Raw genomic sequence first — 19,292 nt, forward strand, 5'->3', positions numbered from 1 at the left:
TCAACATTTCATGTTTTGTCGAAATGACAATTATACTTGGTCGGGGTGCACGTCAATGTTCTGCACTTCCACCCCGCCAATCATTTCGGCGACAAGGTTTCAATAATCCTGCAATCGGCGACCACGCCGCACCCGCACTGGTCGATCATCCGGTCGAGTTCGGCCTTGAGCGCCATCAGATCAGCGATCTTCTTTTCGACCTCTGCACGGTGTTCACTGGCGATGGCGTCAACAGCCGCACAGGATTGTCCGCGATTGTCGGAGAGCGCGAGAAGCGCTCTGATCTGGTCGAGCGAGAAGCCAAGGTCACGCGCGCGCCGGATAAAGCTCAGCCGATTTAGATGATCCGGCTCATAGGCCCGGTAGTTGCCTTCGGTGCGTGATGGCTCGGGCAGCAGACCGTTCTTCTCGTAAAACCGGATTGTTTCGACCTTGGTACCGGTTTGCCTTGCAAGATGACCGATCGTCAGAATGGAAGAGTTCATTACATTAACCCTGTAGCTAATACAGGGTTAATGTAGGCCCGATCTGGACGTTTGTCGATCTTGATGGACGACCTATTGCGCCGACCTGGCGCTTTCTACCTCTTCACGCACCAGATCGTAGAGTTGCTGCGGTCCGAAGGATTTCAGCAGCCTACCATTCACAAAAAAGGTTGGTGTCTGACGGACGTTATTGCTCTGAACGTCAGCCAAGTCCTGCTCAAGAACGGCATCAATCACGGCCGAGGACACCTCCCACGACGCCTGTTCGACATCAAGTCCCGCCGTCGCTGCGATCTCCCAGGCTTTCGCAAGGTCGGGAGCACCATGCTCGGCCCATTCCGGCTGTCGCGCCAGCAGGGCCTCCAGCACGGGTTCGTAGCGGTTCTGAAGACGGGCTGTTTCCAAAATCCTGACGGCTTCGTCCGATCCCTCATGGAAGGGCGCGTATCGGATGAGAAGGCGCGTCTCGTCAGGGAAATTCGCCATGATCTGCTTAACGGCTGGATAGAAAGCTCGACACGCCTCGCAGGACGGATCAAAGAATTCCACGATCGTCACCGGCGCATCCGCTGGGCCGATTACCGGTGAATGCGCCCTGACGAGCGCGTCCCCTTGCGCCGCTGCAATGGGCTGTGCCGAGGGGCGGCCGTACCGGTCGTAGAGAAAGGCTCCGCCGGCAAAGACAATCAGTGCGACGACGCCGGTGAGAAAAACGATAGACCGTTTGGTCATGCTGGACGCCTCCGGCGCGCGAAAAAAGAAGAAGGGCGATGCTCAAGAAGGCAGCGAGCGACAGGTAGGGGAGCGGCAAAACGCCAAGGATCGTCATATTGGCGCTTGAACACGATGGGCCGTCTTGTGCACAAGGCTCAATGGCTGCGGGAATGAGGCCCGCATAAAGCAAGGCGTGGAGCGCCGCGATAGCGGCACCGAGGGCGGCCAGTGGAAGCCCATACCAGGAAACGCTGGCATCGCCCCGAAAGCTAGCAACAGCCAAAATGACCGCCAGCGGAAACATGAAAGCGCGCTGATGCCAGCACAGATTGCAAGGCGTCTGCCCCATAATCTCACCAATGAAGAGAGCGCCCAGCGAGGCGGCAAGCGCAATGAGCCATGCCGAGAAGACGAACGCCCAAGTATTTGCATCCGTGCCCGCGCCAGTGGTCATAGCACTCCCTTTCGCATCGTTTCGCTTTGCTCCATCAGCTTGCATTTCAATCATTTCTGCACCCTATACCTACTACAGGGTCAAGGCTCTTTAATGAAGCTGTGGGGCGCATTCGCACACGGATCGCCGCGGGGACTCTAACGAACGAAGTCGGCTCTTGACCCTGTAGGGGCTACAGGGTCTATCTGCGGTGTCACATTTAATTGTCGAGGTGACACCATGGCGGCAGCGAGCCCTTACAGACTGCATATAGAAGGCATGGACTGCGCCTCGTGCGCGTTGAAAATCGAAACGGCGATGCAACGCCTGCCAGGCGTTAGCGACGTCAATGTCAGTTACGCCAACGAGACTCTCGCTCTGCAACTCGATGAGGACAGCACGGCACTTGGCGTTATTGAGCAAAAGATTCGCGCGCTCGGCTACACACCAGTGATCGAGCAGGCTGAGACGAAGGCGGGTCCGCCTCGGAAGCGCATCACAGAGGCATGGTGGAAAGGCAGCAAGGGTCGGCTTGTACTCCTGACCGGCGCGTTGTTCATACTTGCCTTTGCCCTTGCGCGTGTCCTGCCGGATTGGGAGCGATGGCTCTATTCGGGCGCGGCACTGATCAGCGTTATCCCGTTCGCGAGGCGGGCGGCCGCCGGCGCGATGTCCGGCTCGCCCTTCACCATCGAGACACTGATGACAGTCGCGGCACTCGGCGCGGTCGCCATTGGCGAGGCCGAAGAAGCTGCTGTCGTGATCTTTCTGTTCGCAGTGGGCGAACTGCTTGAAACCGTAGCGGCAGGCCGTGCGCGGGCAGGCATTGAAGCGCTGATCGATCTCGTGCCCCGGGTCGCGTTCCGCGAGCGTGATGGTGTCGTTGAGCAGGTCGCTGCGGAAGAGTTGGCCATTGGTGATATCGTCGTTGTTCGGCCTGGGGACCGTGTGCCGTCTGACGGCACAGTGATTGACGGTGCATCTGAGGTTGATGAGGCCCCCGTCACAGGCGAGTCCGTGCCGGTGCTGAAAGAAGCCGGCGCGACTGTCTATGCCGGCAGCATCAATGCCAATGGCGAGCTGCGGGTGTCGATTAGCCATGTCGCGGCTGACAACACCATTGCCCGCATCATCCAGATGGTAGAGGAAGCCCAGGAAACAAAGGCCCCAACGGCGCGGATGATCGACCGTTTCAGCCGCTGGTATACGCCGGGCGCGATGGTCGTTGCGGCTCTGATCGTTGTCGTGCCGCCGCTCGCCTTCGGCGGCGACTGGATGACATGGGTGTATCGAGGTCTCGCCACGCTGCTCATTGCTTGCCCCTGCGCACTCGTGATTTCCACGCCGGCGGCCATCGCGTCAGGTCTTGCAGCCGGCGCGCGTCAGGGATTGCTGATCAAGGGCGGCGCGGCGCTGGAAACGCTTGGTAAGGTTGTAACCGTTGCCTTTGACAAAACAGGAACCTTGACGCGTGGTCGTCCCCAGGTGACGGACATTGTGCCCATCAGAGGTGATGAGAACTCCGTCCTGGCCATCGCGGCGGCGGTCGAGCGCAACACCAGCCATCCTCTTGGGGTTGCAATCGTGGCGGCGGCGGAGTCGCGTGAGCTCGAACTGCCGGTCACCTTCGGAGGCGGCGTTGCCACACCGGGCAAGGCGGTCACAGCGCGATTGAAGGACGGCTTCGCTTCGGTCGGGTCTCCCCGTCACGCCGCCGAACAGGCAGCCCTTGAAGAGAGCATCGCCGAGACGATCACCACGCTGGAAAGCCAGGGCAAGACGGTTGTTGTGCTTTTAAAGGGCAAGACCGTCGAGGGGTTGATCGCCTTGCGCGACGAACCGCGTGCCGACGCTATCGAAGGTGTAAAGCGGCTGACAGATCGCGGTGTCCGCCCTTTGATGCTGACCGGCGACAACAAGCGCACAGCCGACGCCATTGCGGCTCATCTTGGCCTTGAGGCGAGTGCTGAGCTCCTGCCGGACGCCAAGCTCGCCGAGATCAACCGCCTCAAGGCTGATGGGCCAATAGCCATGGTGGGAGATGGTATCAATGACGCGCCGGCGCTTGCTGCCGCTTCCGTTGGCGTTGCCATGGGTGCAGGCACTGATGTCGCGCTTGAAACTGCCGATGCCGCGCTGCTCAGAAACCGGGTAACGGGTATCGCCGATCTCATCGGGTTGTCACAGGCGACGCTCGGCAATATCTGGCAGAATATCGCAATAGCGCTTGGTCTGAAGGCCGTCTTCCTCGTGACGACTCTATTCGGCGTCACCACGCTTTGGATGGCCATCCTTGCCGATACGGGCGCTACGGTCCTCGTTACGGCCAATGCAATGCGCCTGCTGACCTGGCGCGGCAACCGTGACAAATAAGCTTAAACAGTGAACGCGTGCAGGTTGCGGCTTCCGCTTGCTGCCGAGAAAGCCGATGTGTGTCTTATGAGTAATCACTCCCAGAACAATGCCAATTCATCTGAGAAGAGCGAACAATGGGCGCTCGCATGGGTGCTTGCGATCAATACTGCCCAAGCAGCCATTGTGGGAGGATTAGGTTGGTGGGCTCAGTCGACAGGATTGATGGGCTCTGCACTCGATAATCTTGGCGATGCAGGTGTCTACGCCATCAGCCTTTTCGTCGTAGGTCGCGGTTTGGTTGCGAAGGTTCGCGTTGCGCGGCTGTCGGGCATCCTTCTGATAGTATTCGCCGGTCTGCTTCTGTTTGAGGTCGGCCGGCGCTTCTTCACTGGCTCCGATCCGATAGGGCCGGTCATGATCGCCGTGGCAATTGCGAGCGCTCTTACGAATATGGTCTGTATGTGGATTTTGAAATCACATCGGGAAAACGGCGTGCATCTGCAAGCCTCATGGATTTTCACAACAAACGACATGCTCGTGAACTCAGCCATCGCGCTTTCGGGTCTGGCTGTAATCCTTTTCAATTCGCCCTACCCGGATCTGATCATCGGCCTGGGCGTGGTTGTTGTCGTTGTCAGAAGCGGATTGGAAATCCTTGAAAAGGCCGGCGAAGCTGGAAACAAAGGAAAATAACATGGCCAACATGCGAGCTTTATCCGCCGCCTTCCTTGCCCTTGCAGTGTCAATCTCTCCTGCTGTGGGACACGACTTCCAGGCCCAGGCTGGTTCGATCACCATCAATCATCCGTGGTCACGCCCGACTCCGCCAGTCGCGCCGGTAGCCGGCGGCTATCTGACGCTGACGAACGAGGGCGATGTGGCCGATCGCCTTGTTTCGATCTCATCCCCCCTGTCAGAACGAGCGGAAATCCACGAGTCGACCGTGAGCGATGGGGTTGCCAGCATGAGACCAGTACAAAATGGCATAGAAATTGGGGCTGGCGAGACGATCGAGCTTCAACCGGGCGGTATGCACATCATGTTCTTGAAGCCATCGCACCCTTTGAAAGAAGGGGAGCGGTTTGCCGCGACTCTTGTGTTCGAGCAGGCCGGAGCCATCGCGGTCGACTTCGCTGTGCAGAGCATGGGCGCTCGTCCGGCATCTGCGAACGAGCATGACGGGCACGGAGAGGCTCTCCAATGAGCGGCGTCAAACTTTTCCGCCTTGTTGCATGGGTTGCCGTCGCCGCTGTCGGCGGGCTTTTCATCGGCTTGTCCGTATCCAAGCCTTGGCAGCAGCAAACCGCGGCGGTCGCGTCTTCGACAGGCATCGCAGCTATCGGCGGCCCGTTCCAGCTCACATCGCATCAAGGCGAGACGATCGACAATGCCGCGCTGGCTGGAAAGCCTTATCTCGCCTTCTTCGGCTTCACCCATTGTCCCGATGTGTGTCCGACGACGCTCTACGAACTAAGCGATCTCATGAACGAGCTCGGACCGGTGGCCGACCAGTTCAACGTACTTTTCTTCACCGTCGATCACGAACGGGACACTCAAGAACTGCTGGTTCAGTATATGACAGCCTTTGATCATCGCATCCTCGCACTGCGGGGAAATCGACAGGAAACGGACGCCGTGGTGAAGGCCTTTGCGGCCTATGCACGAAAAGTGCCCCTGGAAGGGGGTGAATACACGATGGATCACTCCGCAGGCGTCTACATGATGGATGCCGAAAGCCAATTCGTCGGCACGCTCGACATGCACGAGCCGCGTGAGATTCGATTGCAGAAGCTACGCCGCCTGGCGGGCGAGATTGACTGATGGAGTTCTCCAGTATCGGAATAGCGACGGCTTTCGCCGCTGGTGTCGTATCCTTCCTGTCGCCCTGCGTTCTGCCGCTGGTGCCGGGCTATATTTCCTACGTTGCAGGCCGCACGATTAGCCCGGACGGAATTGCGGCCGATAAAGAATTCAAGGCAGCGGGCCGAACTCTCGGCCTCAGCCTCTGCTTCGTGCTCGGCTTCACGACTGTGTTCGTTCTCCTTGGGGCCAGCGCAACCGTGTTGAGCCGGCTCCTGCGCATGTATCTTTTCGAAGCGAACCTGATTGGGGGCATGATCGTCGTCGTCTTCGGCCTGTTCACAACCGGCCTCGTACCAATGCCATGGCTCGATCGTGAAGCGCGATTCCATGCAAACCCGGGCAGCGGAAGCGCCGGCGCTGCTTATCTCCTGGGCCTTGCTTTCGCATTCGGCTGGACTCCCTGCATCGGACCGGTGCTAGGCGCGATTCTGGCCCTGTCCGCCGCCAACGCCACGGTCGCAAGCGGAACGACGCTGCTCGCCGTCTACTCGCTCGGCCTTGGACTCCCTTTCATCTTGGCTGCTTTGTTCATGCGCGGGTTCATGGCGCGGATGATGTCGATGCGCCGCACTGGCCGGGTGCTCAAAATCGTCGCTGGTGGGGTGATGGTAGTGATGGGCATCGCCATGATCACCGGCCATCTCTCCAGCTTTGCGATATGGCTGCTCCAGACTTTCCCGGCCCTCGGCCGCATCGGCTAAACCGAAATTTGAAAGAAATCTCGACATGCTCAGGCTCGGCCTTCCCATCGCCTTTGGCGGATTGTTCTTCGATCAGGCGACGAAGTGGTGGGTCCTGAACCATGCTATGAACCCGCCTCAGGTCATCCCCGTTACCGGCTTTTTCAATCTCGTGCTTGGCTTCAATAGCGGGGTGAGCTTCGGATTGTTCGGCCAAGCTCCGGCTTGGATCCTGATGGCGTTCACGCTTGCCATAGTCGGCGGGCTCCTGGTCTGGATCAAGCGAACCGACAGCGGCCTTACGGCCTCCGCCCTTGGGCTCATCGTGGGTGGCGCGCTTGGCAATCTGCTCGATCGGCTGCGACAGGGTGCCGTGACGGATTTTCTGGATTTTTACATTGGCAGCTATCATTGGCCCACCTTCAACCTTGCCGATGTGGCGATTGTTTGCGGGGTAGGGCTCTTGCTCGTGGAGAGCGTTCTGGCACGAGGCGAAACAAGAACTACGTGAACAGAAGTCCTCGCCAATTATCCAAGAGCCATGGTTCGGGGGAAATAGACGTTTTGGTGATCGGCGGGGGTCAAGCGGGACTCGCAGCCGGTTAATATCTTGCCAGAACAGCTCTTTCGTTCCTAATCGTTGATCGCCATGCTCACATCGGAGACAGTTGGCGTCGTCGCTACAATCCCTGACGCTGTTCACCCCGGCTGCTCGCTCAAAACTCCTCCATCTTGAATAATCTTCCAGACGGGCCATCGTCATGAAGGCGAAGTATGACCTCCTCGTCGGCAAAAACTGGGGCCTTGTTCTGACCGCTTTTCGGGAGGTCGGCGGCGATCAATGTCATTATGTACTGCGTCTTTCCAGACGCGATCTGTTCACGGACAACATCCAGGAGAGCATGCTTCTTGCGATCGTCCAAAGCCTCGAAGACGCCGTCATGATAGACGAAATGGAAAAACAGGGCATTCTCGTAGACTTTTAACAGTGCCAGATCGAAGAGCGCGCAGACGAGTTTCTTGTAACTGGTGCCATCACCTTGCCCAGACGCCTGCCCGACCTGCCCCGCCAAGCCTAGACCGATCTTGTAGTCGAAGTTTCCGTTGGAGTTTACTTCGAAATAGAAAATACCCTCGTGGTTCAAGACACGTTGGCAATAAGCGTTAAACGTCTTTGAGAAGCGTTCGAAGATCGGCGTGGGACGAGCAACCATTGTCTTGATTTCGTCGACAATGCGACCTCGCTCCCGCTCGCTCTCCCGAACCAACTTTGCGGTTTCAGCAACCTGTTCGAGCTTTCGGCGTTGCTCAGTCAAATAAACAAGCTGCGCGCGTTGGGACGAAAATTCACGCTGTAACGCCTTGAACTTCTCAAATGTGTCGGTACTGCGCAGCAACCTCAGCCGTTGGGCTCGGATATTGTCCAGTTCCGCTTTTCGGGCATCAACCTCTGCGATGATTTCGAGCAACGTCTTGCGGCGCGCTCGTAGTGCGGTGTTCCGCTCGTGCGTGACCTTTTTGTTGAAGGCCACCAAATCCTCGTACTGTTTCTTGAGTTGGCCGGGAAAATGGATTTTTGCCTCGCCAAAGATCGATTCGACCTCCTTAAGATCGAACTTGTCCTTATGATCGAGAGCCGCTTCAATCTGCCTGATATCGTATTTGGCATTGTAAAGGCGTTCATTGAGTTCGGCAATCTCAGGCTCGACCTGCTCCACCAATTCACGCATGAGGCGGCGCTCCTCGTCGTCAAACTGGAAGGCATCAAGCTGCTCCTCGAGGATTGCTATCTGTTGCTCGAGAACACCGATCTGTGCGGTCAGCCGTGGCAGCTCATCCTCTGAGAACTGTACTTCCGCCTGCTGTTCGCCCTGCTTGTGCTTGAGTCTCGATACCTCCTCATCGAGCTCGTACTTTCGCTCGACAGGTCTGGAGTTGAATCCGAAAAGGTGCGCGACAAAAGGTTTCCAGTAGACATCTCGGCCCGCCTGGAATTTTCCGAGCTGGAGTTCGTCGCTCCAATCTCCCTGTGCTCGAAGGAAGTACGTGATCGCCTTGCGGTAGTCATACGGTTTCAGAACGCGCAGATCGAGCCAGGCGTCTAGCAGTTTGATCGCCTCCTCGATCGGAAGATCGACGTGATCCCATGAATCTTCTGCTGCCTCTGAGAAGTCCTGATCATGCTCCGGATGCCTCCGGATCGAAATCTTCGTCGAGGCGCTCACCGAGCGTCGGATTGTGGCGAAGTCACCCGCATTCAGGGCTATTTCGAGATAGAAAACGAAACTCTCGAAACGATCCTTGTGCTTCGACAGAAAGTGGTCTGGCGACAAGCCCTTCAACATCATGAAATCGATGAGATGGAGGAGGGTCGTCTTGCCGAGGTTATGGGAATCCCGCTTACGGTCGCGCGGCCGATGAACCTCTCCGATCACGATGTTCAGGCGGTCAGCATCGCGGCCGCTATTAAACTCGATCGGCTCAAAGACTTCTGGCTGGTTGGCATAGAGACGGCTGATCTGCATTTCATTCTACCCTGTATTCCAGGGTGTCGTTTTTGAGGTGATATTCAACACGCCCCATCAGGAACAGAAAATTGAGCGCTGGCAAGAACGCCAAGTCGCCGTCTTGGCCTGTCCGCTTTATAATGATCGTCCGCAACTTCTCGAACTCGACGACGCCTCGACGCTGGAGCTCTTTCAGCATTACTGCTGAAATGCGCAGAACCGAGACATCAAGATTGAGATACTTCTTAGGCGTCAGCATGATGGACGCCTTCCGGATCTGTGGGCTGCTCTTTGAGGCCGATGTCGCAGCCGCAGTACATATGATGCAGGATAACGCTTATCAGCCGGCGCCGACCGCGAAGTGCCGACCGGTTGCGTTGAACCTCCTCGTATAGGAACGTGAATATGGAATCGAAAGACGCAAACTCGTCGCGCTTCGTGAAGATTTTCTGCTTCAGTTCGTCAGCAGCATCGTAATACAGTTCCGCGAATACCGCATTGCGGGGGTTTTTCAAGAACTGATCTACGCGGCTGAAGTGCGGCATAGAGCCGTCAACGATGATGGACTGGAAATAGCTCGGACTTAATCCGTTGAGTTTGTTCTTGTCCTGAAGCTTCAACTTCTCAAAATTTTCGGCCCCGTTAAGGGCATCAAGGGCACGATCGTCCGTGTAGTCATGGATCGCGCGGATTACTTCTATCAACTCGTCAGGCTCGAACCGGAATGGGGCAGGGTCGAGGTGATTGGGCAGGCCTTCGCGGATATCGGCAAAATCGTCCAGGGCAAGCGACAACCGCTCTACGCCAATAATTGCGGCGCTTCCCAAGCCGAGCGCCCTCAACTCTTTGATGAGTTTTTCGTCGGTTCCAGCGGTGTATTTGCGGTTCGTGAAAAGAATATAGTGATCGCAAAGCCCTTCGGCGATCAATCGCTTGATCTTCGGATGCTCCGCCTTCAGGAGCGTCGCGAAGTCGCGATCCGAGCACGACCGGTCACCCGCGTTGACGTGCTTCGCCTGCAGTACGAAGTGGCCAGACAGCGGGTCGGTGCTGCTCGGGAAGCAGATTGCCGTTCCTTGGAATTTCCCATCACGGCCGCCATCCTTGCCCTGAGCAAATGGCGTGACGCCCTCTCCGAGCCAACGGATGCAAATCCTCACAACAAGGCGTTCGAACTCGTCGTCGTGCAGCTCATAGAGCCTGTAGTCTTTTTTCATGCCCCCTCCCCCGTTGGAGCAATGCTAGATCAGTTCGATGCGGACTTTTCGTCCCATGACCTCCGCCGCACGCTGGAGCGTTGCGAGAGTGACATTACCGTCGTTGGGATCGAGCAATCTGCCAATTTGGCTGCGGCTCGTGCCCATCCTTTCCGCCAAGCGTTTGCGAGAGAGATGCTGCTGTTTCATCGCCTCTTCTATCTGCCAAGCCAATACCTCCTTGATAGCCGTGGCCTGAAATTCCTCGAGCTTACCGATCTCACCAAGGAAATCATCCAACGTTGTCAGTTCCGACACAGTACGCTTTTCAATCTTCTTTCCAGATGCCATCTCGATATTCCTCAATCCACAAACTCGCGCATGCGACGCTGCGCGAGCGCCAATTCTTCGTCCGGCGTTTTCTGGCTTTTCTTAATGAAGCCCGACAGCACGATGATCGCATCGGCACGAGCGCAGAAAAGTGTCCGAGCAATCCGCCGACTTGGAAACGTTGTACGGACTTCCCAAAGTCCATCCTTGAGCGAACGGCACAATGGCATGCCAATTGGCCGTCGGTACTGAACACGCATCAGATCCATTCCGATCGCCTGCCTATGCCGTATCGAGGCCGCCCTGCAGCCACTCACGCACGACTTCCGTACCGCTGGCTTCGGTAAAAAACCACAGGGATTTGCTGAGGTGTTGCGTCCGTCATACCGCCTCATATATGGTTGATGTACCATATAATGTACATATCTGCAAGGTGCTCCGCTGACGATAGCGAGCCCTACTAGATGATACCAAAAGCGCGATAGCGCCCTCGCCCGGTTGCCTCCCGCACGCCAAGCTCAGCGATCAGATTGAGCGCGCCACGGGGCGTGACCTCTGCCGCCTTCGCGATCGTGGCAGTTGAGACGATTGGGCGCGAAAGGACCAGATCGATCACCGCGGGCAGGCTGCTCGACGAGCGTCGCCCCCGCACTTTTCGCTCCATCTGCTCACGCGCCTGGCTGAGCCGGGCAATCTCCTTCATGCCGGTCTCTCCCGCCGCCGACATCGCATCGAGGAACCCGAGCAATCGAGTCGTTCTATCATGCCCGCGCCGGCACTCGCGTGGAATAGCCTTTAGCCCGACATGAAACCCTGGGAGGTGCGACAAAACCTTGCCGCGTGCCCGCAGATGGGCGGCATCGAGTTGCCCGCCGAGCGGATGCTGTTTTTGCAGGGGCTCGATCGTCTCCCACGCATCGAAAAGGAGCGCTGCGGACAATGTGGGAGGCAGCCCTTCCATCTCCTCCAAGACAGCCCGCCATTAGGCCATCCGCTCGCGTTCGTCCCAGTCTGGGTCCCGAATGATGAGGTTGCCGACGGCCATGGACGGACGTTCTAGCTGCTTCGGCGTTGAGCCCTCCTGTCACTTAGCACTTAATTATGAGAATCCGATGCCAATGATTTCAACTGCATGCGCCGGCACTTAATTTGATAATTAGCACTTAATTTGAGAATACTGCTTGGAATTTGTCACTTAATGTGAGAATGGAGCTCGTGATGTGTTTCCTCGCGAGCCTGCCATGAGCGCCCAATTCCCCGATGAGATTGACGATGCACTGTGGGATGAGGCGTGCCGTCGGGCGGACGCGATCCGTGAATTCCTGAAGTGCGATCCTGACGGCACTACGGCAGCAGGCGTTTCCGGACTCGCTGCCGAGATGAATGTCAGCCAGGCGACAGCCTATCGCCTGATCAAGCTGTTCCGCGCCGGTGGGACTGTCCTGTCGCTTGTGGGCCGCAAACGTGGGCGGCCGGAGGGTCATCGTGCTCTGGATGAGCAGCGAGAGGAAATCGTCCGTGCGACGATCAAATCATCGTACCTCAAGCAGACACGGCCGACGGTTTCGCAGTTGGTCCGGGACGTGCAGACGAACTGTGCTTCTGTTGGGCTGAAGCCGCCGCATCGCCGGACGATCGTCACTCGCCTTGTGGACATAGACCTTCAGAACCGTGCCAAGCGACGCGGCGAACAGAAGATCGTCAAGGCGACAACGGCGGTTCCCGGATCGTTCAGTGCCGCCCGCCCCCTCGAAGTTGTCCAGATTGATCATACGAAAGCCGATGTCTTTGTCGTTGACGAGGAAACACGGCAGCCGATCGGCAGGCCGTGGCTGACGTTGGCAATGGATGTGTGCACCCGTATGGTGACTGGGTTCTACCTCACCATGGAGGCGCCTTCACGGCTGTCGACCAGCCTGTGTCTGTTGCATTCCGTCTTCGACAAGTCGACCTGGCTGCGAGAACGCGAGATCACGGATCCGTGGCCCGTGGCTGGCCTGCCCCACACTGTTCATGTCGACAACGGCGCCGACTTCCGCAGCCGGGCATTCAAAAGAGGTTGCGAGGATGCCGGCGTGGTGATCGAGTGGCGGCCGCCGGGCGAACCCCGCTTCGGCGGCCACATCGAGCGCTTGATCGGCACACAGATGGGGAGGCTGCACCTGCTGCCGGGGACAACATTCAGCAACGAACAGGAACTGGGAGAGTACGACTCGAAGCGGCACGCGGCACTGACGCTGCGTGAGCTCGAGCGGTACATCGCACTCGACATCGTCGGCTCCTATCATCAATCAATCCATGGTACCCTGGGTCGCCCGCCGATTGCTGTCTGGCGGGAGCACGAGGGCGAGATTCCGCTTCGGCTACCACAGGATCGGCTGCGCTTCTGGCTCACCTTCCTGCCTGAGCAAGAGCGCACTCTACGGCCGACTGGCATTCATTTGTTCGGTCTGCGTTATTGGTCGGCAGCGCTCAGCGCCGACGTCGGACGTTCAGACCGGCGACTACTCGTCAAATATGATCCACGCGATATGGCGCGCATCTTCATTCGGCGGCCATCGGGAAACTTCGTGGAAGCTCGCTATGCCGATGTGACGCTGCCTTCTATCACCCTACACGAGGCGGGGACCGCCCGACGCGCGCTTCTAGCGAAAGGCCGCCGCGAAGTCGACACCCGCGCTATCGTCCGCACCGCTATCGCACAGCGAGAGCTGGTTGAGACGGCAACTAGGAAAACGGCAGCCGCTCGACGCGGGAAAGCGTCTTCGAAATCGAAGGTGAATGATCGGGAATGGGGCTCGCTCCGCGGTGTCGATTCCAGCAAACCTGTACCCTTTGTTGAGGATACAGATTGAGCTGGAATGAATATGAACGATAAAATCTCACACCTGACTGCCAGCGCCGCCGCGCTGCTTGCCGAAACGGACGAGCGGCGCATTCGCGCGATACGATCGCGTCGCTGGGTGCTTTATCCAAGAGCCAAGCAGGCGCTCGACCGGCTGAGCGCGCTCCTCGACCACCCGCGAGGCACGCGCATGCCTTCGGTCGCGATCTACGGCGACAGCGGTATGGGCAAGACTATGATCATGAAGCGGTTCCGGGACCAGAACCCTCCAAGCTTCAATCCGCTGACGGGGACGTTGACGACGCCGGTCCTAGCCATGGAAATGACCAGCCGCCCGGGCGAACGACGGTTCTACGCTGAACTCCTCACCCTTCTCGGCGCGCCACAGCGCCCGCGTGCTGACATTGCCCAGATGGAGCAGGCCGCATTGCGGATCATGGAGGCCATCGGTGTGCAGGTGCTGGTTATTGACGAGGTGCACAACATCCTCGCCGGAACCTATCGCGAGCAGCGCATCGTTCTGAACACTCTTCGTTTCCTCAGCAATCGTCTGCAGATCTCGCTCGTTTGCTTCGGCGTCAACGAAGCACGCGAAGCCATCAGCGGGGACGTCCAACTTGCGCGGCGGTTCGAGCAGTTCACGTTGAGCCGGTGGGCTGCGAACGAACAGTTTGAAACCTTGGTAGTATCGATCCTGCGCAATACGCCGTTGCGTCGACCCTCGGTACTTACACCGAAATCACTGCGACGGATCCTGCAGATCACCGAGGGTATCACCGCCAACATCTTCCACATGATCAACAGCCTCGCCGTCGACGCCATCGAAAGCGGTCGCGAACTAACCACCGACGAAGCGGTCGAGTGCTGGGAGCCGGAGTTCGATGCCGAGGCGGCATTCGCGTGATTGAGAACACGCCGCTACGGCAATTGCCGGTGCGCTTGCCGCCCCACTGCAACGAACTTCTGTCCTCCTGGATCGGCCGGCATGCAGCTTTCTACGCAGTTCCACCGCTCGTGATGCTTCGGCATTGCCTGCCGGAAGCGTCATCATTGCGGGCGGTAGATCTCCAGCTGAGCAGCGATCAGGAAATCCGACTGGCCGACATGTTTGTCACGGAGTCGGCCTCCTTACGTCAAAAGACCTTCGCAAATATCGCGAAATCATCGCGTCGACTGATCGCTTCACAGCCGGCGCAGGTCTGCACAAACTGCCACCCGGGACATGCGGAACCGGCACCAATCCTGCGAAGCCAGCTGCTGGGATGGCGCATCACGTGCCCTCTGTGTGGAAGCCACCTCCGGCATACCGGCGGGGGCGAACTCCCCTCCCCTTTCCAGCAGTATCGTGTTGCCGCTCTTCGTGGCGAAAAGCTGCTCGACGATGAAGCCGAGCGCGGTATCAGAACGTGGGCATCGCCAGCTGGAATTGTACGTCTGCTACTGATGCGGCGAGCAGTACTTCCGTTTCCGGGCGAAGAAGAAATGTGGCGGTTCAGGGTACTGGGAAAAATCATCCCGGAACTCGACGAACTCCTTCCCGAAATATGCACTAGCTTTCCAACGCCACAAAACCCGATTCTGCCGTTGCATCTCCGCCCTGCCCTCCTGGCAGGCGTCGCGATGGTGCATTCCGGTGGAGCAGAAATGCTTTACATGTTGCGCCGATCCACGTTCGGATTGCACCGGCATCGCTTCGACCGAGAAGCAATGCCCTTTTTCGTCAACGCAGCCCGTAAAAGACACTCGACACAGATGCAGTTAATCTGAGAATCTGAACGCAGACATTCTCACAATTAACTGCCTATCTTCGACGAAACCGCCGCATTCTTGCGTTTAACTGCCAAGCGACACTAACACTTTGAATGAGCATCGGAGGCACTGTAACATTAACCGTTAGTCGCTCCGGCTATGCGAGGATTGGGTATGATCAGACCTGTTCGTGACCCGCTTTATCGCCGCCACCGATTTCCCGGCGAAGTTATAGCCCACGCCGTTTGGCTCTATTTTCGCTTTCCACTGAGCCTACGCAGGGTGGAGGACATGTTGGCCGCACGCGCTATTATCGTTTCGCACCAGACGATCCGCTTGTGGGCAGAGAAATTTGGCAGGCATTTTGCCAAAGATATCCGTAAGCGCTGTGCCGGCAGGCTCGGTGACAAGTGGCACCTCGACAAAGTCGTTGTCACCATTCGAGACAAGAAGCATTGGCTCTGGCAGTCCGTCGATCAGGACGGCTTTGTTCTCGATGCTCTCGTCCAGAGCCGTCGAAATTCCAAGGCAGCAAAGCGATTGATGCTCAAGCTACTGAAAAGACAGGACCAGCTACCGCGTATCATGATCACCGACAAGCTTCGGTCTTATGATGCAGTACGGCGGGTGATCATGCCTGGTATCGAGGGTTCTGTCGCATAATTTTCACTTGTGGCGATCTATGTCATTATCAGTACGTGTAAGTGAATGGGGTCGTAGCGGATGACAGTGGATTTCAAGGGAGCCCATTTCCCCAAAAATGTCATTCTTCATGCTGTGTTGTTTATATCCGCTACCCGGTTTCCTATCGCGATATTCAGAAATTTACTGACCTCCACGAGCAGGGTTACCGCGGTGCCATTCTCGCGCCAGCATCAATCGAAATCGTCGTTGCGTTGAGATAGGGGTTCTCAACGATCTGCTTGACGAGCATTGCGAATTCCTGCGGCTGCCCCATCCGCTCGGGATACAGGATCATGCGCTCAATGATCGATTTCGAGACGTTGTCAGGTATGGATGCAACCATCGACGTCTCAAACAGGCCCGGTGCAATTGCAACCACGCGGATTGCATGCTCGGCCAGATCACGCGCAACTGGAAGCGTCAGGCCGATCACGCCGGCTTTCGAGGCGCTGTAGGCAGCCTGCCCTACCTGCCCCTGCGAGGCCGCGCCGGAGGCCGTATTGATGATAACGCCACGATCACCGTCTTTGTCAGGCTCATTCCTGCTCATAGCCAGCGCAGCGTAGCGCATGACGTTGAATGTGCCGGTCAGGTTGATATCAATGACTTTCTGCCAGACCTCAAAGGGGAAGGCTGCCCCCTTGGAGATCGTCTTGGCCGCGTCGGCGACACCGGCGCAATTCACAGCAACATGCACCGCCCCGAACGCCCCGATGGTCGCGTCGATGGCCGCACGCACGCTGTCATTGTCGGCGACATCGGTAACATGGATTTGCGCGCGCCGGCCGGAAGCCGAAGCTGGCATTTCGTTAAGACGCGTCTTGTCTCTGTCGAGCGCCATCACATTGGCGCCGGCTTCCAGCAGCGCCATGCAGGTGGCCAGCCCCAGACCGGACGCAGCGCCGGTGACAACCGCGGTCTTGCCTTCAAGATTCATTTCCATCCTCCAAAAATGCTATGTTCGAATTCCCGCGCTCCTGAGGCGCGACGTGATCTCTCAAATTCCTTCGATACGCATTTGCGCCTCGATTTTGCGTCTTGCTATCTGGAAACCGGCAACGGCCTTCGGCAGAACGCCTTACCGACCTAAAATGGTCACGCAGGCCACAGCCTCCTCAATGCCGTGCAAGCCACCGCCATTTTCCGCCAGTGCAAGGCGAGCGTCAGGAACCTGCCGCGGACCGGCTTCACCACGCAGCTGACCAACCAACTCATGGATCTGCGCCAGCCCGGTTGCGCCGACCGGATGCCCCCGCGATTCCAGCCCGCCGGACGGATTGACCGGCAGTCTACCCCCCAGCGTAGTTTCTCCACGCTCGGATACCGGCCCGCCATCACCAAAGTCACAGAAGCCGAGATTCTCAATCTGGATGATCTCGCCCATCGCGGTCGCATCGTGGACCTCGGCAACGCTGATATCCTGCGGGCCGACGCCGGCCCTCTCATAAGCGCGCTTTGCTGCCAGGGCCGTGCAGTGCTGCTCAACCTGGTCTGGCTTCCTGTCGCTGCCAGTCTGGACGACGCAAGCTAGCAGCTTGACCGCACGCGCCGGGTCGATACCAAATCGACGCATTCCTTCCCTCGTGGCAAGGATTGTTGCTGCCGCCCCGTCGGAGATTGGTGAGCACATCGGCAATGTCAGCGGATAGGTGATCGGCGGTGCATTGAGCACGTCTTCAACTGAATAGGGATCACGGATCTGCGCATAGGGATTGTGCACCGAGTGGGAATGGTTCTTGGCAGCCACCGCTGCGATCTGCCGCATCGTCGTTCCGAACGTCTTCATGTGGAACCGTGCAAAAGCAGCATAAATATCCATGAACACGCTGTAGGGCTTGTCGGAGGTCGACCCCTCCGGCACATCCACTCCTTCACCCAGCGCCAGCAGACGCTCACGGTTTTCTGCGTCGCCAGCCACTTCCCAGCCACTGTCGAATGCCGCGAACATCAGCGCCCGGTCGGTCGAGAACATCTTTTCTGCGCCGAGCGCCATGGCGATGTCGCCTTCACCGGCCCGCAAATGGTTCATCGCAAGGTTGAGCGCAGTTGAGCCGCTGGCACAGGCATTCTCGACATTGACGACAGGGATGCCGCCCACACCCATGGAACGCATGACGATCTGTCCGCGGATCATGTGCTGGTTTTCCATGTGGCCTTGTGTGGCATTGGCAAAATAGACCGCATCAAGAGCGGAGGCCTCAAGGCCGGCATCGGCCATGGCTGCGCCAGCGGCAGTAGCAGACATCTCCTTGATACTCTTGTCCAGCATGCGCCCGAACTGCGTCATTCCGACGCCGACTACAAAGATATCTTCCACGCCATCTCCTCCCCAGAAACAACAGATCTTGCAATCTCCAACTCAGAGATCCGTGATATGACTGACTAATTAATCATTAGACCAATAAGACAAAACAATTAATGATGCAATAGCATCCTCGGCGGCCTTTCTCTCGGCGACCGCCCTGATCGGCAGCAAATATTTTGCCGAAGCCTCAACCCCGGAAAAGACTCAATAAGCCATGCAATATGCCTCTTTCACTCGCATATAATGAAGCTGGATGCCGTGAGTGGGCTTGCACAATAGTCTCTATCATCTAGAATGAAATATAATCAAAAGTTTTTGTCTGATTAGTCAAATTGCGGAGGATACCTGGATGAACACCCAGCCGGAACAAAGTGCGCTTGTTGATACCCGCAACGGAGCAGTGTGGATCACCCTGAACCGTCCTGACGCGCTGAATGCGATCACCCCGGATATGGTTGACGCTATGAATGCGGCTCTGGATCGGGCTGAAGCCAACGACATCAAGGCTGTGGTGCTCACCGGTCGTGGCAGAGCGTTCTGCGCAGGCGCCGATCTAAAATTCGTTCGCGCCACTACGGGCGGCGATGAAAACGCCCTGACAGCATTCCTTAATACGGTCCTGCGGCTGATGGAGCGGATCGAAAAATTCCCCCGACCGGTCATTGCCGCGGTGAACGGCATAACCGTCGCTGGCGGCCTCGAACTGGTTCTATGCTGCGATCTCGTGATAGCGGCGCGCTCTGCGCGCATCGGCGACGGGCATATTAATTTCGGGCTTCTGCCCGGGGGTGGCGGCTCCGTTCGCCTGCCACGCAAGATCGGACCAACCCGCGCGAAATATCTTCTTTTTACCGGAGATTCCGTATCTGCAGATGATCTTGCAGCCGCTGGTCTCGTCAATGAGGTGGTCGATGACGGCGACCTTCTGAAAGCTACCGAGCTGCTGACCGCAAAACTTTCCAGCAAAAGCCCGCTAGCACTTCGCCGGGTTAAGTCACTCGTCGATGACGGTCTGGAACAGCCGACTACCACAGCCTTACACTTGGAATTGCTCGCTTGCGAAGTGCATGCTCACAGCCACGACATGAAGGAAGGGCTCGCTGCATTCGAAGAGAAGCGCAAGCCGAATTTCATCGGGCGCTGAGG

General features: G+C 57.6%; 20 protein-coding genes and 3 pseudogenes. 12 read left to right on the forward strand and 11 right to left on the reverse strand.

The genetic code is table 11. From position 1 onward, the window contains the following. Window positions 1-80: 80 nt before the first annotated feature. The 3 genes from ACX82Z_RS22585 to ACX82Z_RS22595 all read right to left on the reverse strand — a co-directional run bounded on the left by ACX82Z_RS22585 (window position 81) and on the right by ACX82Z_RS22595 (window position 1,707). Entirely contained in the window at window positions 81-485 is a 405-nt protein-coding gene (locus ACX82Z_RS22585) for a MerR family transcriptional regulator (RefSeq protein WP_459912134.1), read from the reverse strand. Between the two features lie 72 nt (window positions 486-557). Then, window positions 558-1,043 (reverse strand): DsbA family protein, encoded by a 486-nt coding sequence (locus ACX82Z_RS22590; protein ID WP_459912136.1) that lies wholly within the window; start codon window positions 1,041-1,043, stop codon window positions 558-560. Then, the gene (locus tag ACX82Z_RS22595; protein WP_459912138.1) at window positions 1,021-1,707 is read right to left on the reverse strand and encodes a disulfide bond formation protein B; all 687 of its coding nucleotides are present in this window, start codon (window positions 1,705-1,707) and stop codon (window positions 1,021-1,023) included. The genes ACX82Z_RS22590 and ACX82Z_RS22595 overlap by 23 nt, the downstream gene beginning before the upstream one ends. A gap of 165 nt (window positions 1,708-1,872) precedes the next feature. Between ACX82Z_RS22595 and ACX82Z_RS22600 the strand changes: the two genes are divergently transcribed. The 6 genes from ACX82Z_RS22600 to lspA all read left to right on the forward strand — a co-directional run bounded on the left by ACX82Z_RS22600 (window position 1,873) and on the right by lspA (window position 7,041). Further along, a complete protein-coding gene (locus ACX82Z_RS22600) occupies window positions 1,873-4,005 on the forward strand; it encodes a heavy metal translocating P-type ATPase (protein ID WP_459912140.1) in 2,133 nt (710 codons plus the stop codon). A 66-nt stretch (window positions 4,006-4,071) separates the two neighbouring features. Beyond that, the gene (locus ACX82Z_RS22605; protein WP_459912142.1) at window positions 4,072-4,680 is read left to right on the forward strand and encodes a cation transporter; all 609 of its coding nucleotides are present in this window, start codon (window positions 4,072-4,074) and stop codon (window positions 4,678-4,680) included. Between the two features lies 1 nt (window position 4,681). After that, on the forward strand, window positions 4,682-5,191 hold the full coding sequence (locus ACX82Z_RS22610; protein ID WP_459912143.1) for a copper chaperone PCu(A)C: 510 nt from the start codon (window positions 4,682-4,684) through the stop codon (window positions 5,189-5,191). Beyond that, the gene (locus tag ACX82Z_RS22615) at window positions 5,188-5,808 is read left to right on the forward strand and encodes an SCO family protein (protein WP_459912145.1); all 621 of its coding nucleotides are present in this window, start codon (window positions 5,188-5,190) and stop codon (window positions 5,806-5,808) included. The genes ACX82Z_RS22610 and ACX82Z_RS22615 overlap by 4 nt, the downstream gene beginning before the upstream one ends. Next, window positions 5,808-6,551 carry a cytochrome c biogenesis CcdA family protein gene (locus ACX82Z_RS22620; protein WP_459912147.1) on the forward strand — a complete coding sequence of 248 codons (744 nt, stop codon included), beginning with the start codon at window positions 5,808-5,810 and terminating at the stop codon, window positions 6,549-6,551. The genes ACX82Z_RS22615 and ACX82Z_RS22620 overlap by 1 nt, the downstream gene beginning before the upstream one ends. A gap of 25 nt (window positions 6,552-6,576) precedes the next feature. Next, window positions 6,577-7,041, forward strand: coding sequence for a signal peptidase II (lspA, locus tag ACX82Z_RS22625; protein ID WP_459912149.1), 465 nt, complete (start codon window positions 6,577-6,579; stop codon window positions 7,039-7,041). Window positions 7,042-7,246: 205 nt separating this feature from the next. Here lspA and ACX82Z_RS22630 read toward each other — a convergent pair whose 3' ends face one another. From ACX82Z_RS22630 to ACX82Z_RS22655, 6 genes and pseudogenes are all read right to left on the reverse strand, one after another. Next, a complete protein-coding gene (locus tag ACX82Z_RS22630) occupies window positions 7,247-9,055 on the reverse strand; it encodes a DUF2326 domain-containing protein (protein ID WP_459912151.1) in 1,809 nt (602 codons plus the stop codon). A gap of 1 nt (window position 9,056) precedes the next feature. Then, complete coding sequence (locus ACX82Z_RS22635) at window positions 9,057-9,296, reverse strand: ABC-three component system middle component 8 (protein WP_459912153.1); 240 nt, start codon at window positions 9,294-9,296, stop codon at window positions 9,057-9,059. Continuing rightward, a complete protein-coding gene (locus ACX82Z_RS22640) occupies window positions 9,283-10,254 on the reverse strand; it encodes an ABC-three component system protein (protein ID WP_459912154.1) in 972 nt (323 codons plus the stop codon). The genes ACX82Z_RS22635 and ACX82Z_RS22640 overlap by 14 nt, the downstream gene beginning before the upstream one ends. Before the next feature lie 24 nt (window positions 10,255-10,278). Next, complete coding sequence (locus tag ACX82Z_RS22645; RefSeq protein WP_459912156.1) at window positions 10,279-10,584, reverse strand: helix-turn-helix domain-containing protein; 306 nt, start codon at window positions 10,582-10,584, stop codon at window positions 10,279-10,281. 11 nt (window positions 10,585-10,595) lie between these two features. After that, a complete protein-coding gene (locus tag ACX82Z_RS22650; protein WP_459912157.1) occupies window positions 10,596-10,832 on the reverse strand; it encodes a type II toxin-antitoxin system RelE/ParE family toxin in 237 nt (78 codons plus the stop codon). A 191-nt stretch (window positions 10,833-11,023) separates the two neighbouring features. Beyond that, a pseudogene (locus tag ACX82Z_RS22655) lies at window positions 11,024-11,590 on the reverse strand (RHE_PE00001 family protein); the annotation flags it as partial. Window positions 11,591-11,804: 214 nt separating this feature from the next. Here ACX82Z_RS22655 and ACX82Z_RS22660 point away from each other — a divergent pair. From ACX82Z_RS22660 to ACX82Z_RS22680, 5 genes and pseudogenes are all read left to right on the forward strand, one after another. Next, window positions 11,805-13,418 (forward strand): transposase, encoded by a 1,614-nt coding sequence (locus ACX82Z_RS22660; RefSeq protein WP_459911986.1) that lies wholly within the window; start codon window positions 11,805-11,807, stop codon window positions 13,416-13,418. Window positions 13,419-13,430: 12 nt separating this feature from the next. Beyond that, entirely contained in the window at window positions 13,431-14,312 is an 882-nt protein-coding gene (locus tag ACX82Z_RS22665; RefSeq protein WP_459911988.1) for a TniB family NTP-binding protein, read from the forward strand. Then, window positions 14,309-15,175 carry a TniQ family protein gene (locus tag ACX82Z_RS22670; protein WP_459911989.1) on the forward strand — a complete coding sequence of 289 codons (867 nt, stop codon included), beginning with the start codon at window positions 14,309-14,311 and terminating at the stop codon, window positions 15,173-15,175. The genes ACX82Z_RS22665 and ACX82Z_RS22670 overlap by 4 nt, the downstream gene beginning before the upstream one ends. Window positions 15,176-15,331: 156 nt before the next feature. Further along, window positions 15,332-15,805, forward strand: a pseudogene (locus ACX82Z_RS22675) (IS6 family transposase); the annotation flags it as partial. A gap of 75 nt (window positions 15,806-15,880) precedes the next feature. Further along, window positions 15,881-15,981, forward strand: a pseudogene (locus ACX82Z_RS22680) (IS6 family transposase); the annotation flags it as partial. A gap of 23 nt (window positions 15,982-16,004) precedes the next feature. Here the strand turns inward: ACX82Z_RS22680 and ACX82Z_RS22685 are convergent. Next, window positions 16,005-16,778, reverse strand: coding sequence for an SDR family NAD(P)-dependent oxidoreductase (locus ACX82Z_RS22685; RefSeq protein ID WP_459912159.1), 774 nt, complete (start codon window positions 16,776-16,778; stop codon window positions 16,005-16,007). 141 nt (window positions 16,779-16,919) lie between these two features. Next, complete coding sequence (locus ACX82Z_RS22690) at window positions 16,920-18,158, reverse strand: thiolase family protein (protein ID WP_459912160.1); 1,239 nt, start codon at window positions 18,156-18,158, stop codon at window positions 16,920-16,922. 337 nt (window positions 18,159-18,495) lie between these two features. Here ACX82Z_RS22690 and ACX82Z_RS22695 point away from each other — a divergent pair, with 337 nt between their 5' ends. Beyond that, window positions 18,496-19,290, forward strand: coding sequence for an enoyl-CoA hydratase/isomerase family protein (locus ACX82Z_RS22695; RefSeq protein ID WP_459912162.1), 795 nt, complete (start codon window positions 18,496-18,498; stop codon window positions 19,288-19,290). Window positions 19,291-19,292: the final 2 nt, after the last annotated feature.

It is taken from the genome of Aliihoeflea sp. PC F10.4 (genome assembly GCF_054612275.1).

What these genes read in the sequence shown, in the direction of transcription:
- ACX82Z_RS22585 (WP_459912134.1), bottom strand. Translation starts at nt 485, where the DNA reads ATGAACTCTTCCATTCTGACGATCGGTCATCTTGCAAGGCAAACCGGT.
- ACX82Z_RS22595 (WP_459912138.1), bottom strand. Translation starts at nt 1,707, where the DNA reads ATGATTGAAATGCAAGCTGATGGAGCAAAGCGAAACGATGCGAAAGGG.
- ACX82Z_RS22600 (WP_459912140.1), top strand. Translation starts at nt 1,873, where the DNA reads ATGGCGGCAGCGAGCCCTTACAGACTGCATATAGAAGGCATGGACTGC.
- ACX82Z_RS22605 (WP_459912142.1), top strand. Translation starts at nt 4,072, where the DNA reads ATGAGTAATCACTCCCAGAACAATGCCAATTCATCTGAGAAGAGCGAA.
- ACX82Z_RS22610 (WP_459912143.1), top strand. Translation starts at nt 4,682, where the DNA reads ATGGCCAACATGCGAGCTTTATCCGCCGCCTTCCTTGCCCTTGCAGTG.
- ACX82Z_RS22615 (WP_459912145.1), top strand. Translation starts at nt 5,188, where the DNA reads ATGAGCGGCGTCAAACTTTTCCGCCTTGTTGCATGGGTTGCCGTCGCC.
- ACX82Z_RS22620 (WP_459912147.1), top strand. Translation starts at nt 5,808, where the DNA reads ATGGAGTTCTCCAGTATCGGAATAGCGACGGCTTTCGCCGCTGGTGTC.
- lspA (WP_459912149.1), top strand. Translation starts at nt 6,577, where the DNA reads ATGCTCAGGCTCGGCCTTCCCATCGCCTTTGGCGGATTGTTCTTCGAT.
- ACX82Z_RS22630 (WP_459912151.1), bottom strand. Translation starts at nt 9,055, where the DNA reads ATGCAGATCAGCCGTCTCTATGCCAACCAGCCAGAAGTCTTTGAGCCG.
- ACX82Z_RS22635 (WP_459912153.1), bottom strand. Translation starts at nt 9,296, where the DNA reads ATGCTGACGCCTAAGAAGTATCTCAATCTTGATGTCTCGGTTCTGCGC.
- ACX82Z_RS22640 (WP_459912154.1), bottom strand. Translation starts at nt 10,254, where the DNA reads ATGAAAAAAGACTACAGGCTCTATGAGCTGCACGACGACGAGTTCGAA.
- ACX82Z_RS22645 (WP_459912156.1), bottom strand. Translation starts at nt 10,584, where the DNA reads ATGGCATCTGGAAAGAAGATTGAAAAGCGTACTGTGTCGGAACTGACA.
- ACX82Z_RS22650 (WP_459912157.1), bottom strand. Translation starts at nt 10,832, where the DNA reads ATGGATCTGATGCGTGTTCAGTACCGACGGCCAATTGGCATGCCATTG.
- ACX82Z_RS22660 (WP_459911986.1), top strand. Translation starts at nt 11,805, where the DNA reads ATGAGCGCCCAATTCCCCGATGAGATTGACGATGCACTGTGGGATGAG.
- ACX82Z_RS22665 (WP_459911988.1), top strand. Translation starts at nt 13,431, where the DNA reads ATGAACGATAAAATCTCACACCTGACTGCCAGCGCCGCCGCGCTGCTT.
- ACX82Z_RS22685 (WP_459912159.1), bottom strand. Translation starts at nt 16,778, where the DNA reads ATGAATCTTGAAGGCAAGACCGCGGTTGTCACCGGCGCTGCGTCCGGT.
- ACX82Z_RS22695 (WP_459912162.1), top strand. Translation starts at nt 18,496, where the DNA reads ATGAACACCCAGCCGGAACAAAGTGCGCTTGTTGATACCCGCAACGGA.